The 15,426-nt window shown below is 52.2% G+C and carries 13 protein-coding genes; 6 read left to right on the top strand and 7 right to left on the bottom strand.

Annotation, left to right across the window (positions count from 1 at the left end; translation table 11 throughout):
- Positions 1–7 precede the first annotated feature (7 nt).
- Positions 8–1,021 carry a TM2 domain-containing protein gene (locus tag BUA93_RS04580; protein ID WP_139257764.1) on the bottom strand — a complete coding sequence of 338 codons (1,014 nt, stop codon included), beginning with the start codon at positions 1,019–1,021 and terminating at the stop codon, positions 8–10.
- Between the two features lie 70 nt (positions 1,022–1,091).
- Here BUA93_RS04580 and BUA93_RS04575 point away from each other — a divergent pair, with 70 nt between their 5' ends.
- Positions 1,092–1,793, top strand: a complete 702-nt coding sequence (locus BUA93_RS04575; protein ID WP_072977804.1) for an SIMPL domain-containing protein — start codon at positions 1,092–1,094, stop codon at positions 1,791–1,793.
- A 53-nt stretch (positions 1,794–1,846) separates the two neighbouring features.
- A complete protein-coding gene (locus BUA93_RS04570; protein ID WP_072977802.1) occupies positions 1,847–3,004 on the top strand; it encodes an FprA family A-type flavoprotein in 1,158 nt (385 codons plus the stop codon).
- Between the two features lie 45 nt (positions 3,005–3,049).
- Here BUA93_RS04570 and BUA93_RS04565 read toward each other — a convergent pair whose 3' ends face one another.
- The 6 genes from BUA93_RS04565 to BUA93_RS04540 form a co-directional block, all read right to left on the bottom strand.
- Positions 3,050–4,690, bottom strand: a complete 1,641-nt coding sequence (locus tag BUA93_RS04565; protein WP_083597122.1) for an NAD(P)H-hydrate dehydratase — start codon at positions 4,688–4,690, stop codon at positions 3,050–3,052.
- Positions 4,691–4,719: 29 nt separating this feature from the next.
- Positions 4,720–5,685: a porin family protein gene (locus tag BUA93_RS04560; protein WP_083597121.1), complete on the bottom strand. Its 966-nt coding sequence runs from the start codon at positions 5,683–5,685 to the stop codon at positions 4,720–4,722.
- Between the two features lie 235 nt (positions 5,686–5,920).
- The gene (gene prmC, locus BUA93_RS04555; protein ID WP_072978123.1) at positions 5,921–6,826 is read right to left on the bottom strand and encodes a peptide chain release factor N(5)-glutamine methyltransferase; all 906 of its coding nucleotides are present in this window, start codon (positions 6,824–6,826) and stop codon (positions 5,921–5,923) included.
- An 85-nt stretch (positions 6,827–6,911) separates the two neighbouring features.
- The gene (gene prfA / locus BUA93_RS04550) at positions 6,912–7,979 is read right to left on the bottom strand and encodes a peptide chain release factor 1 (protein WP_072977799.1); all 1,068 of its coding nucleotides are present in this window, start codon (positions 7,977–7,979) and stop codon (positions 6,912–6,914) included.
- 134 nt (positions 7,980–8,113) lie between these two features.
- Complete coding sequence (ispD, locus tag BUA93_RS04545; protein WP_072977797.1) at positions 8,114–8,830, bottom strand: 2-C-methyl-D-erythritol 4-phosphate cytidylyltransferase; 717 nt, start codon at positions 8,828–8,830, stop codon at positions 8,114–8,116.
- Between the two features lie 97 nt (positions 8,831–8,927).
- Positions 8,928–10,370: an alanine/glycine:cation symporter family protein gene (locus tag BUA93_RS04540; RefSeq protein WP_072977796.1), complete on the bottom strand. Its 1,443-nt coding sequence runs from the start codon at positions 10,368–10,370 to the stop codon at positions 8,928–8,930.
- Positions 10,371–10,488: 118 nt separating this feature from the next.
- Between BUA93_RS04540 and gltX the strand changes: the two genes are divergently transcribed.
- From gltX to queA, 4 genes are all read left to right on the top strand, one after another.
- Positions 10,489–11,961 (top strand): glutamate--tRNA ligase, encoded by a 1,473-nt coding sequence (gltX, locus tag BUA93_RS04535; protein ID WP_072977794.1) that lies wholly within the window; start codon positions 10,489–10,491, stop codon positions 11,959–11,961.
- Positions 11,962–12,201: 240 nt separating this feature from the next.
- Positions 12,202–13,374 carry a BON domain-containing protein gene (locus tag BUA93_RS04530; RefSeq protein WP_083597119.1) on the top strand — a complete coding sequence of 391 codons (1,173 nt, stop codon included), beginning with the start codon at positions 12,202–12,204 and terminating at the stop codon, positions 13,372–13,374.
- A gap of 10 nt (positions 13,375–13,384) precedes the next feature.
- Positions 13,385–14,368 (top strand): WYL domain-containing protein, encoded by a 984-nt coding sequence (locus BUA93_RS04525; protein ID WP_072977791.1) that lies wholly within the window; start codon positions 13,385–13,387, stop codon positions 14,366–14,368.
- Between the two features lies 1 nt (position 14,369).
- Positions 14,370–15,416, top strand: a complete 1,047-nt coding sequence (gene queA / locus BUA93_RS04520) for a tRNA preQ1(34) S-adenosylmethionine ribosyltransferase-isomerase QueA (RefSeq protein ID WP_072977789.1) — start codon at positions 14,370–14,372, stop codon at positions 15,414–15,416.
- Positions 15,417–15,426 lie beyond the last annotated feature (10 nt).

The raw sequence follows: 15,426 nt of genomic DNA, 5'->3' as shown, positions 1-15,426 counted from the left end.
ATAACAATTATTGCGCGGAACTTTCAGTCTGTTGTTTTTCCAGCTTGTCTTTCAACTCATAAAATTTTGGGAATGTTTCCTTGCATTTTTCGTCTTTGGGTGTGGTGGTGTACCAGACGAGCTTGTCATCTTGAACGGACGCCGAGAATGTCCAGATGGATCCTGTTTTACAGTCTGTAATAAAGGATCTATATTTAATGCTTATTCCTATCCCAAGGTCTTGTGTCACAAAGTGATTGATGTGGCATTTGTATGCTGTCGGGATGAAAGCAATTACTTCGAAATTTCCTAACCTTTTTTCGGTTGCGAAGAATTTCTCCTGTCTATCAATGTAATCTTCTACAGAAGAGGCCATGTTTTCATAACAGGCTTGAACATTGTCATCGGTTCTGTCGTAGGTCTCTATATTGAAAAATCCGTTACTGATGATTTTGATGGTTGAAGATGCAATAAATATTCCGTTAATCATGTAGCATAAAATGGCAATGGCGAACATCCATTTTGCGCCTGTATATGTAAAGCCTTTTTTTGAATGAACATATCTACCTTGTGCAATCTTCCAGACGTCGATGCATGCAAGGACTGTAACGACGACGCTTGCCAGGTTCATTAGGATATGCATCCAAAGCGGAAAATGAATGTTGAGTGGACCTAGAAACCCTTTCCAAAAATTGAATGTGAATCCTCCGAAAAAGAGGTACAACCATCCTCTCAGGGTTCTCCCGCTCATAATGCAGTGCACGCCCAATTCACCAAAAATAGCACCCATCCAGAAAATAAGCGTTCCTTTGCGGGGCATGGTGTTGTCTTCGGGTTCCGTAGTTTCGGAGGTTTCCGGACATTCGCAGTTTTGATTTGAAATGGCGTTCGTTTCGTCAAACTTTTCCTGAACCGGATGCTGTTCGATTTTTGTTTCTTGTTCGGGTTCCGTTTGCTTGTTTATTTTGGGGTTGGGGGCGTCACACCACAGGCACTGGGGCATGTCGTCTTCGTATTTTCTGCCGCATTTAGGACAAATCATCTTGTTCTCCTTTTTTACTTTGGTAATATAGAATTTTGTATATTGACTTAAAGAAAAAAAGGAGTTGTTTATGCAATCACGAGTTAAAGAGGCTCTCATTCTGGCGCTCGCCATTTTGTGCCTGGGTGCATTTTTCTATCGCGCGCAAATCGATGTCAAGGACCGCGACCGCGTGGTGTTCGTGCGAGGCCTTGCCGAACGCGAAGTACCGGCTGATTTCGTGATTTGGCCGATTGTTTACAAAGAAGTGGGCAACGATCTTGCCGAACTTTCTGCAACGCTACAGTCCAAATCGCAGATATTTGAAAAGTTCCTGCTCGAAAACGGCGTTAAAAAAGAAAACATTACTTACTCGACCCCGGCCATTGTCGATGCCGACGGCGAACTCTACAGCGGAGGCAAACACAATTATCGCTATGTGGCAACCGTGGTTGCAACGGTGGCGACAAACGATGTAGAACTTGTTCGTAAGGCCATGGAAAAACAGGGCGAACTCCTGAAACATGGAATCGCTTTTAGCGGCAGCGATTACCAGTACCGCACCGTCTATAGCTTTAACGGTCTCAATGAAATCAAGCCCGCCATGATTGACGAGGCGACAAAGAATGCACGCTCCGCTGCTGAAAAATTCGCGAAGGATTCCGACAGCAAGCTTGGCAAAATCAAGACCGCCACGCAGGGCGTGTTCTCCATCGAGGACCGCGATGAAAATACGCCGTACATCAAGAAAGTCCGCGTCGTGACGAATGTGCAGTATTTCTTGGAAGATTAAGAATCTCCGTCCGATAAATTGTTAAATTCTCTACGAAATTATCAGGAGTCTTTATGAAGAACTTTAGCGAAAATATCAAGTACATCGGAGTTGATGACCGCGACTTGGATTTGTTCGAAGGCCAGTACGTGGTGCCCGAGGGCATGGCGTACAATTCGTATGTGATTGTGGACGAAAAAATTGCCGTGACCGATACGGTGGATGCCCACAAGGTGAATGAATGGCTTGCCAATCTGGAAACTGCTCTCGCTGGGCGCAAACCGGATTACTTGGTGATTCACCATCTGGAACCGGACCATGCCGGTGGCATTGCTGATTTTGTCGCGAAGTACCCGGAAGCGACTCTCGTTTCCTCGGCGAAGGCTTTTGCGCTCCTGCCGCAGTTCATGACACTCCCTGAATCGGTCAAGAAGCAGACCGTGAAGGAAGGCGATACGCTTGCACTCGGTGCGCACACCTTGCAGTTTATCGGAGCTCCGATGGTGCACTGGCCCGAAGTGCTGTTCAGCTACGAGCAGAGCGAAAAGGTGCTGTTCGCGGCCGATGCGTTCGGCAAGTTCGGCGTGTACGATGCTGACCCGGACGACTGGGCCTGCGAAGCCCGCCGCTACTACTTCAATATCGTGGGCAAGTACGGCAACCAGGTGCAGGCGGTTCTCAAGAAGGCTGCCGCGCTCGACATCAAGACAATCTGCCCGCTGCACGGCCCGGTGCTTACCGAAAATTTGGGCTACTACATCGACAAGTACAACACCTGGAGCAGCTACGCTCCCGAAGACAAAGGCGTGCTCGTGGCGTATGCCTCAATTTACGGCGGAACCAAGAAGGCCGCGGAATTGCTTGGTGAAAAACTCAAGGCCGCCGGTGTCGAGAAGGTGGTGGTTTCTGACCTTGCCCGCAGCGACATGGCCGAAGTCATCGAAGACGCTTTCCGTTACGACCGCATGGTGGTGGCTGCTCCCACGTATGACGCGGGACTTTTCCCGGTGATGGAAGACTTCCTGAATCACTTGAAGGCGAAGAATTACAGCAACCGCAAGGTGGGCGTTGTCGAGAATGGCACGTGGGCTCCGATGGCCGCAAAGAAGATGACCGAAATCCTCTCCTCGCTCAAGAACGTGACGCTTGCCGAAACGGTAGTGACGGTAAAATCGACGCTCAGCGCCGAATCCGAAGCTGCGATGGACAAATTGGTTTCTGAACTACTTTAGTAGAAAAGGAGATGCCGCATCAAGTGCGGCATGACATTAGTAGCTTTAGCAGCCGAATGCGGTGGGTAACATTTCAATTACGTCGCTTGGGAGCATGCCAAATGCTCCCATTTTTTCGCGGGTCAGGCGGCCTGCTTTCTGGTGCAGGAGTACGCCGAGAACAGCTGCTTCTGCTGTCGGCAAACCTTGCGCAAGGAGTGCCGTAATGATGCCGGTAAGCACGTCGCCTGCGCCGCCCTTGGCGAGGCCAGAATTGCGGGCCGGAATCACGTACACGCGTCCGTCGGGAATGGCTATGTAGGTGGGGCAACCCTTCAGCACGATAGTAATCTTGAACTGCGTTGCAAACTGCTGCAGGTATTCCGGGTAGAAACATTCATTTGTTGGGAGTGGGCCGAAGTTGCGTTCCCATTCGCGCTTGTGCGGCGTGATAATCGCATTCGCGGGACCACCTTCCATGCAGAAGAATGCGGAACCGCAGGCGTTAATCGCATCGGCATCGACGACGACGGGCGTCTGTAAACCGGTCAGGAACATTCGGATGGCATCCTGCGTTTCGGTGTCTATGCCAAGTCCAGGGCCAATCGCGATGGCGCTTTGGTGGGTGGCGAGGTCCTGCAACTGCATCAGATGCATAATCGAGAGCTTGTCGGTGCGTTCGTCGCCAATTCCGTAGAATACCGGTTCGTCCAGTTTTGATTGCAATGCTGGAAGTAGTGCCTTGGGGGTTGCCGTCGTAACAAGTCCCGCTCCACTGCGGAGGCACGCCTTGGTGCAAAGAGCCGCCGCCCCGGTCATGTTCCCGGAGCCGGCTACAATCATTGCGGTACCTTGGCCGCGCTTGTCGCCGAATTCGTCACGGTCGGGGAGCAATGCCGGAATCATTTTCTCGCTGGCAAGGAATATGCCACTGTTGATCTTGTCGACAAGGTTGTCGGGGTAGTCAAGCGGTTCGATGATGGGGCTGCCGAAAGCCTTTGCGCCTTCTTGCGTGAAGGCGTCAAGTCGCGGAAGCCCGAAGAGCATTGTTTCGGTAGCTTCGGTGCAGGGAACTCCGCAGCAGTGAGCTGTGAAGTCGAATCCGGTGGGTGCATCTGCAGCGAGGATGGGGATTCCCCATTCGCCGATGGCGATTACGGCGCGGGCAAATGCGGGGCGCAGTTCTCCGGACGCGCCGTTTCCGAGCATACAGTCCACGACGAGAGAAAAGTGCGAATTTTCGGGGAAGCGTTCTCCGGTATAGACCAGCTTCCCGCCGTTCTTCTCAAAATCCTGGTAGGCGAGCGATGCTTCGTCCTTGAAGGATTCCGCCTTGGCAAGCGAATAGACGGTGCATGGAATTCCCGCTTCGATCAAGTTGCTTGCAAGGGCGAGTCCGTCGCCGCCGTTGTTGCCGCCGCCCACAAAAATGGCGACGGATTTTCCTTCGGCATCTTCGCCGAGAATTTTACGGACGCGGCGGAAGAGGGCCTTGCCGGCTAATTTCATCAGGGCGTATCCGGCGTCGATCGGGGAGGCGAACTCGTTGCTGTCAGACGCAGCGGGTTCAGTTTGCATATCCCAGAGAGGATGAAAACCGGAATTGGAAACGCGGCTCCTTTTGGTGTCGCCGTCCAAGAAACGCATGGACTCGGCGGTGACTATCGGAGGGCACTCCTTATAGGTCAAATTGGCAAGCGTTCTCATGTTTTACCCTGATGTTGGAAAGCGGATGGTTAGATAAACCAGTAGCTGAGACCGGCCTTGATCTTCATCATTTTGGCGCCCTTCATGCTGATGTAGGAGAAGTCGTCTCCTTCGCTTACGATGTCGCCGTCTTCGTAGTCGCTGATGGATTTTACGTCCGGATAGAGATCCATAAGTCCCATGTAGAAGCGTACATCGATAAAGAGTCCTTCGATGATGTTGAATCCGGCACCCACCGCAAGGCCGAAGGTGAACTTGGCTTCGTCAATTTTTTCTTCGTAGCCCTCGGCTGCTTCCTTGTTGTCGTAGTCGAAATCGTTGCTCAGGTTGAGGTTCAGTTGCGGACCACCGGTGACGTAGAACTTGTCCAGAACGATTCCGCGCATCAGGAGAGGAATTTCGAGGTCTATGCTGGTATAGGTTCGTTTCTGGTGTAGGTATTCGTGTTCGGTGCGGACAAAGGCGATGTTGACTTCCGGTGCGAAATGCAGATTGGAAACAAGCTGGATTCTTCCCATAAGGCCGCCTTCGAAACCAATGCCGGTGGGGGAGCCGTCCACATCGTCATCCTCGTTCTTGAATCCGTACATCATGCCGTAGTCAAAAGCGGCTCGGAGGCCGATGCCGAATTTCTGTTCATTGTTGGCAGGGCGTTCGTAGGAATCCTGCGGTTCGCTTGCTTGAGCATTGCTTGCCGGAGCGGGAGCTTCGTTCGCTTGTGCGTAGAAGTTGTTCTGAATAGTGACCTGATTTGCTTGTTGAATGTTGGTCTGGTTTGTAACCTGATTATTGACCTGCTTGGCTACCGGTGCGTCAGGTGCTTCTTCTGCGGGTTCAGCTTCGCTGGATTGTTCTGCTTCGTCCGGCCAGGGTTCAGAAGTTTGGTTTGCGGACGGTTCCTCGGTTTGCACTCCGTAGTAATATTCTTCTTCTTGAGCGAACGAGATCGAGGTTGCCATTAGTGTGCAGGCGACAAGTGTCCAGAACTTTTTCATATTCTCTCCAAACTTTGAGTTATTTTGTAATAAAATAGTATAAAATTGAGGCGCGGAATAAAGAAAATGCTTCAAAACGGCTTGAAATAAGCGCCGAAAAAACGACAAAGCCCCTGTTCTTAAACAGGGGCGGTCAGGAGTGATTAAGCGCGAACGGTCTTTTGTGAGCAACAAACGCCTCGTATTAACGAGGCGTGGTTGCGAGAGCGAACGCTTCGGGGCCGTACTTTGATGATTAGGCGTGAGCGGTCTTATAGCTGACAAAGCGGATGTTACCGCAATAATCCTTGTGAATTCCTGCGAATTCAAGCCACGGGTAGTTGGCGGCTTCGTTTTTCAGGACTTCAGCCTGTTCGGAACCGATCTCAAGGAGAATCGAGGCTTCTGCGTTCAGCTTGCCTTCAGTCTGCTGGAGGAGCTTACGGACAAGTGAAAGTCCGTCGGGTCCGCCATAGAGGGCGAGCGCCGGGTCGAACTTGTCGACTTCGGGCTGGAGCTTCCCTTTTTCGCTATCGGGAATGTAGGGGAGGTTTGCAATCAGGCAGTCAATTTTTGCATCGCAAGGGCACTGAGCTTGCCGAAGTGCTTCGCCGGTGACGGCGTCCAGCAAGTCGCCTTGAGCAAAGGTAAGATTTGTGCCTTCTGTGTTTGAACCCAGTTCGTTGACTTCTGCATTTTCGCGGGCGAGCGAAAGTGCGTCTTCAGAAATGTCTGTGGCGAGCACTTTTGCTCCGGCGATTTCTTTCGCGCAGGCGATCGAAATCGCCCCTGTTCCCGTGCCCACTTCCACGATAAGCGGAGTTTCGATTCCCTTGAGGCGTTCCTTCGCCATGTCGACAAGCATTTCGGTTTCGGGGCGCGGGACCAGCGCCCGCTTGTCGCACTTGATGATAAATCCGCGGAAACTCGTGTCGCCGATAATATGCTGCAGCGGTTCGCGGTTCGCGCGGCGTGCCACCATCTGGCGAAGCACGTCGAGCTCTGCGTCGGTCAGCGGCTTTTCGAAGTTCAGGTAAATGTCCATGCGGCTCTTCATTTTGAGCCCGTGACTGATGATGTACTCGGCGTCTAGGCGCGCATCGGGAATTCCCTTCTTTTCGAAGAATACCTTGGTGCGGTTCAAAATTTCAAGTACGGTCATCTGCGGCATTATAGACATTCCTATCGTGCGTCATTGCGTGCCCCAGGTCCCTGAGCTTGCCGAAGGGAGGGGCGCGGCAATCCAATTAAGCGTTGAACTTTCCGAGCTTTTCCTGGGCGTTCGCCATCTGGAGGCCGTTGATGATTTCATCGAGGTCGCCGGTGATGACCTTGTCCAGGTTGTAGAGTGTAAGACCGATGCGGTGGTCGGTCACGCGGTTCTGCGGGAAGTTGTAGGTGCGGATTTTTGCGGAGCGGTCGCCAGTGCCCACCAGGGCCTTACGGCTCGCGGCTTCTTCCTGTTCCTTCTTTGCAATCACGGCGTCAAGAATCTTGGAACGCAACATTTCCATGGCGTGCAAACGGTTCTGCAGCTGGCTGCGTTCGGTCTGACAGCTCACCACCACGCCTGTCGGAATATGGGTGAGTCGCACGGCGGAGTCCGTCTTGTTGATGTACTGACCGCCGGCGCCCGAAGAACGGTAGGTGTCCATGTGAATGTCGGCTTCGCGGATTTCCACGTCGACTTCTTCAGCTTCGGGGAGAATTGCAACGGTTGCGGCAGACGTATGTACGCGCCCCTGCGTTTCGGTTTCGGGCACGCGCTGTACGCGGTGCACGCCGCTTTCGAACTTCAAGGTGCCGTAAACACTGTCGCCTTCGATAAATACGCGAATTTCCTTGTAACCGCCTACGGTGCCTTCGCTCGCATCCTGGATAGTCATTTTCCAGCCCATGCGGCTGCAGTAGCCCTGGTACATACGGAACAGGTCGCCCGCAAAAAGGGCTGATTCGTCGCCGCCGGTACCGCCGCGGATTTCGAGCGTGGCATTACGGTAATCCCACGGATCCTTCGGCACCATCAAAATCTGGAGCTCGTCGGTAATAACCGGCAGCTTCTTTTCGATGTCGGAAAGTTCCGACTTCGCCATTGCGACCATTTCAGGGTCGGAATCGCCAAGGGCGGCCTTCCATTCTTCCTGGTCGTTTAGCATTTGCAGGTATTCCTTAGCCTTGAGTACAGCCTTTTCGATACCCTTGTACTGCTTGTGAATCTTGTTGTAACGGGCTTGGTCAGAAAGAACATCCGGATTACCGAGTTCCGATTCCAGTTCCTCGTACTTTTCAATCAGTTTTTTAGCTTTATCTTTCATCGGGCTCAAATTTAGTAAAAGGCGAGCGCAGCGACAAAGCAATGCAAGGCGAGGACGCGCAAAAACTTGTTTTTGCGTTTGCGTGCTGCGGCGTCACAAGAAAATTGTTGTGTAGGGCCGGTAGAGCGCGTATGCTAATGGGCTCTGTTTGCGAAAATTTCGAAGTCTTCGGGAGTCGTAAGCTTGTCGTTCAGGTTGTTACCCTTGACGATGTAGACGCGTTCGCCGAAGTATTCAAGAATGCTCGCTTCGTCGGTGGGCGTGAAGTTCAAAGGCTCTGCGGCGATACGCCCGTAGAGCTTTTTCAGTAAGGCAATCGAGGCCGCCTGCGGGGTCTGCGCCATCCATACGGTGTTGCGGTCGATAGTCTGCTGTACGCAGCTGTCTTTTGCAATCTTGATGGTGTCGACCGCGGGCTTTGCCACAAGGCAACTGCCTTTTTCAACAAGAGTCTTGCAGACATCAAGAATGATTTCTTTGCTGATGAACGGGCGTGCCACATCGTGTACCAGAACATATTCGGCACCACTCGTGAGCGCGTTCACGCCGTTTTCCACGGACTGCCAACGTTCCGCTCCACCCACGACAATTTTTAACTTGTTTGTAATAAGGGCGTCAAGTTCGCTTGGTGATTGACCGAAAATTTCTTTTTCGAAATGATCTTTCCAGTCGGCGGGTACGGCCATCACGACTTCGGCAATTTCTTCCATCGAAAGGAAGGTTTCTAGGCTGTAACGGTAAACGGGCTTGCCGCCCAGAACCATAAGCTGCTTGGGAATGTTTCCACCCATGCGCTTGCCGAGTCCCCCCGCCGGGAGCACCGCCGCAAATTTGCCTTTAAAATCCAACATAAAACCTTCCGACGAAATATATTTGCTTCATTTCCAAATTAAAAAAACGAACTTCGAAATTCTAATTCTGAACTCCGAATTCCGAAATCCAAACTAATTAGTCACCTACGTGGCCGTTGTGGAGGCGTTCAAGGTAATCCTTGGTTTCCTTCGAGACTATTCCGCTCAAGAGAATCAGCGCAACCAAGTTCGGGAATGCCATAAGGCCGTTGAAGATATCGGCGCTAGTCCATACGGCGCTTACCGTGAGGTACGGGCCGATAAAGATTGCCGCGATGTAGACCCAGCGGTAAATCAGGGTGGCCTTTTCGTTCTTGCCGCCCATCAGGTACTGCAGGCACTTTTCGGAATAGTATGCCCAGCCAAGAATCGTGGTGAACGCGAAAAACACCAGGGCGATGGCGAGGAAGAATGGTGCGATGACAGAACCGGCCGGAACGATGGCAAGTCCGCGGGAGAAGGCTTCCATGGTGATGTTCACGCCTTCGAGACCGAGCTTCGGGTCCCATGCGCCCGAAACCACGATGGCGAGGCCTGTCATGGTACAAATGATAATGGTGTCAAAAAAGGTGCCGGTCATGCAGACGAAACCCTGACGAACCGGTTCCTTGGTCTTGGCGGCGGCCGCTGCAATCGGGGCAGAACCGAGGCCTGCTTCGTTACTGAAAATACCGCGGGCGATACCCTTCTGCATCGCGATAAAGATGGTGCCGACGGCACCGCCGGTAATGGCGCTCGGGTTGAATGCGGCTTGCACGACCGTCTGGATAGCCAGCGGAATCTGGGCGAAGTTCAAAAGCAGCAAGAGCACGCAGGCGAGAATGTAGACAATCGCCATGATCGGGACAATGTAGGTCGAAACTTTTGCGATGCGCTTTAAGCCGCCGATGATAACGGTTGCGGCGAAAATGGTAACCAAAAGGCCTGCGATGGCGGTGGTCCAAGAAACGGAATTGCCACCGAGGTTAATGAATTCAGGGGCGTTCGGGGTGAGGCGGGCCATGGCGCTGGTGATACCGTTTACCTGAGTGATGGTGCCGATACCGAGGAGTCCCGCGCCAATGCCGAATACGGCAAATATGACAGCGAGCCATTTCATGTTCCAGCCAAAGCGTTCCTTGATGCCAGTTTCGATGTAGTAGAACGGGCCTCCCAATACCTTGCCGTCTTTGCCGATAGTGCGGTACTTGACGGCGAGCAGGCCTTCGGCATACTTGGTGGCCATACCGAGGAATGCGGCCACTTCCATCCAGAAGAGGGCACCCGGGCCACCGGTACCGATAGCGGTGGCGACGCCCACGATGTTACCCGTGCCGATTGTGGCTGCAAGGGCTGTGCAGAGAGCGCCAAAGCTCGACACTTCGCTTTCGCCGCCCTTTTCGTTGTGGAGTATATAGCGAAGTGCATTCGGTAGGTTCAGAACCTGCAGGCAGCCGAGGCGGATGGTGAGCAGGAATCCTACGAAGAGGATAATGACAATCAGGGGGACTCCCCAAACATAGCCGTCAATAGCATCTAAGATGGAATTTAAAGTTTCCATAAATAATCCCGTAGAAAAGGGTGGCTGTTTCGATTAACGGCCCCAAAGATAGAAAAGTTGAATCTGGAGTCATTTTAAATTGCTATTTTTTGACACGGAATAAACAAAAGAGGAAATTATGTGCGAAAATTGCAATTCTAGCCGTCCTGTCCGCGTCCGTTTTGCCCCGAGCCCGACGGGCTACCTGCATGTGGGCGGTGCGCGTACTGCTATTTACAACTACTTTTTTGCAAAACACATGGGCGGCACCTTCTACCTGCGTATTGAAGATACCGACCGCAAGCGTTACAACGAAACTGCGCTCCATGACTTGATGCGCGACCTCAAGTGGCTGGGACTCCAGTGGGACGAAGGTCCGGGTTGCGAAGGCGACTGCGGCCCGTACTTCCAGAGCGAACGTCTGGACATTTACCACCGCGAAATCAAGAAGCTCCTGGACGCCGGCTGCGCCTACTACTGCTTCTGCACCGAAGAACGCCTGCAGGAAGTCCGCGCTGAACAGGAAAAGAGCCACGTGCCGGTCACGGGCTACGACCGCCACTGCCGCAATATCAGCCGTGAAGAAGCCGAAGCCCGCATTGCAGCTGGCGAAAAGGCTGTTATTCGCTTCAAGGTGCCCGAAACGGGTGTTACCGAATTCGACGACATGATTCGCGGTCACATCAGCTACCAGAACGAACTTCTGGACGACCTCGTGCTCATCAAACGCGACGGTTATCCGACTTACCATTTTGCAAGCGTCGTGGACGACCACCTGATGGGTACGACCCACGTGCTCCGCGGCGACGAATGGATCAGCTCCACGCCGAAGCACGAACTCTTGTACAAGGCCTTCGGCTGGCAGCCGCCCGTATGGTGCCACCTGCCGGTGATTCTCGACAAGAATGGCGGTAAGCTCAGTAAGCGCAAGGGTGCCGCTTCCGTGGGCGATTTCCGCGACCTCGGCTACTTGCCGGAGACTCTCGTGAACTACCTCGCGCTCCTCGGCTGGAATCCGGGCGACGACCGCGAAGTCATGACCATCAAGGAAATGGTGGAAAGCTTCACGCTGGAACGCATCAACCCGAAGTCCGCAAGCTTCGACGAAAAGAAACTGCAGTGGATGAACGGCCAGCACATTCACCTGTGCGATGACGCGTTCCTCAAGGGAATCATGAAGGAAGGCCTTGCCGCAAAGGGTATTGACCTCTCGAAGGAACCGGAAGAACGCCTCGACGAAATCGTGAAGCAGCTGAAGCCGCGTGCCCACTTTGTGCAGGATCTGGCCGACATGGCTGTGTACTTCTTTGTGGCTCCGACCACCTACGACGAAAAGGGTGCGAAGAAGCACTTCGGAGAAGGCTCCAAAGAAGTGGCGACCCTCGTGCGCGATATGCTCGCCTCTATCGAGGACTTCAAGACTCCGGTTATTGAGAAGGGATTCTACGATCTCGCCGAACGTTGCGGTCACAAGGTCGGTGAACTTGTGGGTGCTCCGCGCCTCGCTGTTTCTGGCGTGACCGCAGGCCCCGGCCTCTGGGAAATGTTCGAAATCATCGGCAAGGACGAAGTGCTGCGCCGCATTGACGTCGCAATGCCGTTGATGAAATAGTAAACAGTGATTAGTAAACAGTGGTTAGTAAACAGGAATAGTTAGGCGGTAAAGCCTCGATTATTTAAACCTAACCACTAATCACTAACCACCAACCACCAACCACCAACCACCAACCACCAACCACTAACCACTAACCACTAACCACTAATCACCAGCCACCAACCACTTCTCATGCGTTCCCAGTTTCCACATAGGTTGTATACACAAAGGCTGTTTTGCCGCCGCTGCCAGAAGGTAGTGGAACACGGCATCTATGCTCGCGAGGTGTATTCGACTTTCGGGGGAATGGATCCGCAGATTCCGCTGTTGTGTTGTTGCGATGCCTGCGCGACGATGTTTGTCGCTTTCTCGCAAGAGTTTGTTTTCTGCCGTCGCGACTGCGTCAATCAGGACTATACCAAAATTTACGGTTACAATCGCATTGTACCGGGCAACTGGATTTACTTTAAGAACGCTCCCAAGCCGGGGGTGGTCAAGAGCGTTTTCCAAGGGCCTGACAGGGAAATAGTCGTCGTAAATTATGATGGCGCCTCCGAAAAGAAAATGGAGCTGCCCAAGGTCGTGATAGAACAGGAAGAATCTTCCGAAGGTTATCGTCTGTTGCCGGCCCAGAGTGCGCAGACCTTGTTGGGTGACAATGTTTACCATGCCATTCGTGACCAGTTCGGATTGGCGGTGGGGTTGGTGAATGATGGCGAGAAAGACAAGCTTGTCGTTCTTTTGAAAGATTCGACACTTGTTTTTATCACGTTGCCTCCGTTGGCACAGAATTTGCCGAATGACCGTTTGCGCGAAATCGTGCAGGGAAAGTTGTCTCAGGTCTTCCCGGAAGACAGCGACAAGGTGTCTGTAGAAGTTGGCCAGGGTATCGTTTATTTGAAAGGACTGGTCAAGAACTATACGATTCAGCGTGCAATGGAAAATTGCGTGAGTGCGCTTCCGAAGGTGCGTGGCTGCGTGAATTTTACGCGGTTGCAGGTCTCGACGCAGATAACGGACAGCGACATCGAATCGAGTATCTATGAACTTCTTGAATCACCGGCAATGCATCTCTTTGACTATAAAGTCAATGTGTCCGGTGGAAAGGTCCAGATCCAGTCTTCGTGCTACGAAAACGAACGTCCCAAGGATTTGGAAAACCGTTTGGGAGAAATTCCCGGAGTCCGCGACCTTGTTTGCTTGGTGACGGAACTTTCGGATCCGATGAATGTAGAACTGTGTAAGGAACTGGAAACCGATTTATCGACGAATGCGTTGCTGCGGGGGGCCTATATCCGGGTTTCTTGTAACAACAGGAAGTTCCTGCTGGAAGGTCATGTCCAGTCGACTTTCCAGAAACAACTGGCATTGTTTACTTTGTTAAAAAAAACGAAGACGACGGCGGTAGAAAACCGCTTGAGATTGATATAAGGAGGCGCCCATGGCGACCGGTTACGAAAAAATTAATGCGATTAAGAGCAAGTTGAAAGTCAAGCAGACTGTCAACAGTCTTGCTTATTTGATGGGGTGCGGTCCCCGTACCATCTTCCGTCATCTGGAAGTCATCAATGCCGAAAACTGCGGCCTTCGCAAGTTTAAGGAAAACGGTGAAACCTTCTATGTCATTCAGACGGATAAAGAAGCGAACTTCAACCAGGACGTGGTCAAGCAGCTCGAAAAGATCAAGAAAAACCTGTCCGAGACTTCTGCAGCAGATATCAAGACGACTAAGCTGCTGGACAAGCTGATCAAGGTCATGCAGACCACCGATCCCGAAGATTTTAAGCCCGACGCCATTACGACGGACCCGGACTATGTTCTGGATTACGGCCCGTTCAGCGATGACAAGTTGAATTCGACTCATGTCAATAAGGTACTCAAGGCGATTCATGAAGGTTTCGCGATCAAGATTCAGTATAGCCACGCAACCGATCATTCCGCTGTCATCGACGAAAACAAGGAAGTTTTCCCGGTCAAGGTGATTATGCGAATGGATACATTGTACTTGATTGCCGGCGAAGAAGACGACAAGGGAAATCAGGTTTTCAAGAATTACCTGTTCGAGCAAATCAAGAACGTGCAGGAAACAAACCACGCCGTGCCGAAGTTTGTTTTTGATGCTGCAACGCATTACAAGTACGCATTCGGCAAGTACACGGGCAAGGACAAGCCTGAAGATATCACCTTGGAAATTCGCAACAGGTGGCTGCAGACGCAGTTTGAACGTTCCCACTTTAATCCCGCGATTTCAAAGCGTTACGACAAGAACAAGAATATGATTGTGGATATGAAACTCCGTATTACGCCGGACTTTGTTTCTTGGCTGATGGGCGTTGCCACGGATGTTCGCATCTTGAAGCCGGCATCGCTTAAGGAAACGGTCAAGCAGAAACTGAAAGACGCTTTGTCCGAAATGGACCGCTAAAATGGAATCGCATAATCTTTCTGACTATAATTTTGAATTCCCCAAGGAACTGATTGCTAGCCGCACGGCGGGCAAGGGGAAAACCCGCATTTTGCATTGCCCGAAAGATGGCGGTGAACGCCACATTATGAAGGCTCCTGAAATTGTGGACTTGTTCAAGCCGGGGGATTGCCTGGTGGTAAACAACACCAAGGTGATTCCGGCGCGCTTGTACGGACACACGATGCACGGTGGCGAAGTGGAAACGCTCCTGGTGCAGGCGTTGATCCCAGCCGAAGACGGCTCCGCTCGCTACGAGGCGCAGGTTCGCCCGGGTAAGGCTTTCAAGATTGGGCGCGAACTTGATATTGCGGGCGTCAAGACGATTGTCGAAGATATCAAGGAAGACGGAGCCCGCGTGCTCCGCTTTGCGGTAACGCCGGTGGAACTCGAAGCGGTAATGAACCGTGAAGGTCACGTGCCGCTGCCGCCTTATATTGACCGCCCCGATGACGAAGACGACAAGAAGGCGTACCAGACGATTTTTGCAAAGTATTCCGGCGCTGTGGCTGCTCCGACGGCAAGCCTCCACTTTAGCGAAGAAATGCTCGAAGCCCTCAAAGCGAAAGGCGTTTATGTGGCCGAAGTCACGCTGCATGTGGGTCCGGGAACGTTCCAGAATATCTCGGTGGAAGATTTCACCCAGCACAAGATGCACGGCGAACATTACGAACTCACCAAGGAAAATGCCGAGATTATCAACAAGGCAAAACGCGAAGGGGGCCGCATTGTAACGGTGGGTACCACAAGTACGCGTGTCGTCGAGACGATCGCCGATGCAAACGGAATCGTGAAGGCGCAATCGGGCGTGACCCATGCGTTCTTCTACCCCGGTTACCGCTACAAGATTGTGGATGGTCTCCTTACGAATTTCCACTGGCCCAAAAGTTCGCTGATTCTTCTGGTGTCCGCGTTCTACGGCCGCGAAAATACGCTTGCAGCCTATAAGATGGCTGTAGAGAATAAAATGAAGCTGTTCAGCTACGGCGACGGAATGTTAATTCTGTAAATCCTGCTGG

The sequence above is a fragment of the Fibrobacter sp. UWH4 genome, from assembly GCF_900142475.1.
In the GTDB taxonomy this organism is placed as follows: domain Bacteria; phylum Fibrobacterota; class Fibrobacteria; order Fibrobacterales; family Fibrobacteraceae; genus Fibrobacter.
Note: the sequence above shows the minus strand (reverse complement) of the source record. Positions and strands in the feature narration are given on the sequence as shown.

Bases quoted from the DNA above. Each gene is read 5' to 3' on its own strand.
- queA (WP_072977789.1), top strand. From the start codon at position 14,370: ATGGAATCGCATAATCTTTCTGACTATAATTTTGAATTCCCCAAGGAA.
- prfA (WP_072977799.1), bottom strand. From the start codon at position 7,979: ATGAAAGATAAAGCTAAAAAACTGATTGAAAAGTACGAGGAACTGGAA.
- BUA93_RS04575 (WP_072977804.1), top strand. From the start codon at position 1,092: ATGCAATCACGAGTTAAAGAGGCTCTCATTCTGGCGCTCGCCATTTTG.
- BUA93_RS04580 (WP_139257764.1), bottom strand. From the start codon at position 1,021: ATGATTTGTCCTAAATGCGGCAGAAAATACGAAGACGACATGCCCCAG.
- BUA93_RS04560 (WP_083597121.1), bottom strand. From the start codon at position 5,685: ATGAAAAAGTTCTGGACACTTGTCGCCTGCACACTAATGGCAACCTCG.
- BUA93_RS04570 (WP_072977802.1), top strand. From the start codon at position 1,847: ATGAAGAACTTTAGCGAAAATATCAAGTACATCGGAGTTGATGACCGC.
- BUA93_RS04565 (WP_083597122.1), bottom strand. From the start codon at position 4,690: ATGAGAACGCTTGCCAATTTGACCTATAAGGAGTGCCCTCCGATAGTC.
- ispD (WP_072977797.1), bottom strand. From the start codon at position 8,830: ATGTTGGATTTTAAAGGCAAATTTGCGGCGGTGCTCCCGGCGGGGGGA.
- gltX (WP_072977794.1), top strand. From the start codon at position 10,489: ATGTGCGAAAATTGCAATTCTAGCCGTCCTGTCCGCGTCCGTTTTGCC.
- prmC (WP_072978123.1), bottom strand. From the start codon at position 6,826: ATGACCGTACTTGAAATTTTGAACCGCACCAAGGTATTCTTCGAAAAG.
- BUA93_RS04540 (WP_072977796.1), bottom strand. From the start codon at position 10,370: ATGGAAACTTTAAATTCCATCTTAGATGCTATTGACGGCTATGTTTGG.
- BUA93_RS04525 (WP_072977791.1), top strand. From the start codon at position 13,385: ATGGCGACCGGTTACGAAAAAATTAATGCGATTAAGAGCAAGTTGAAA.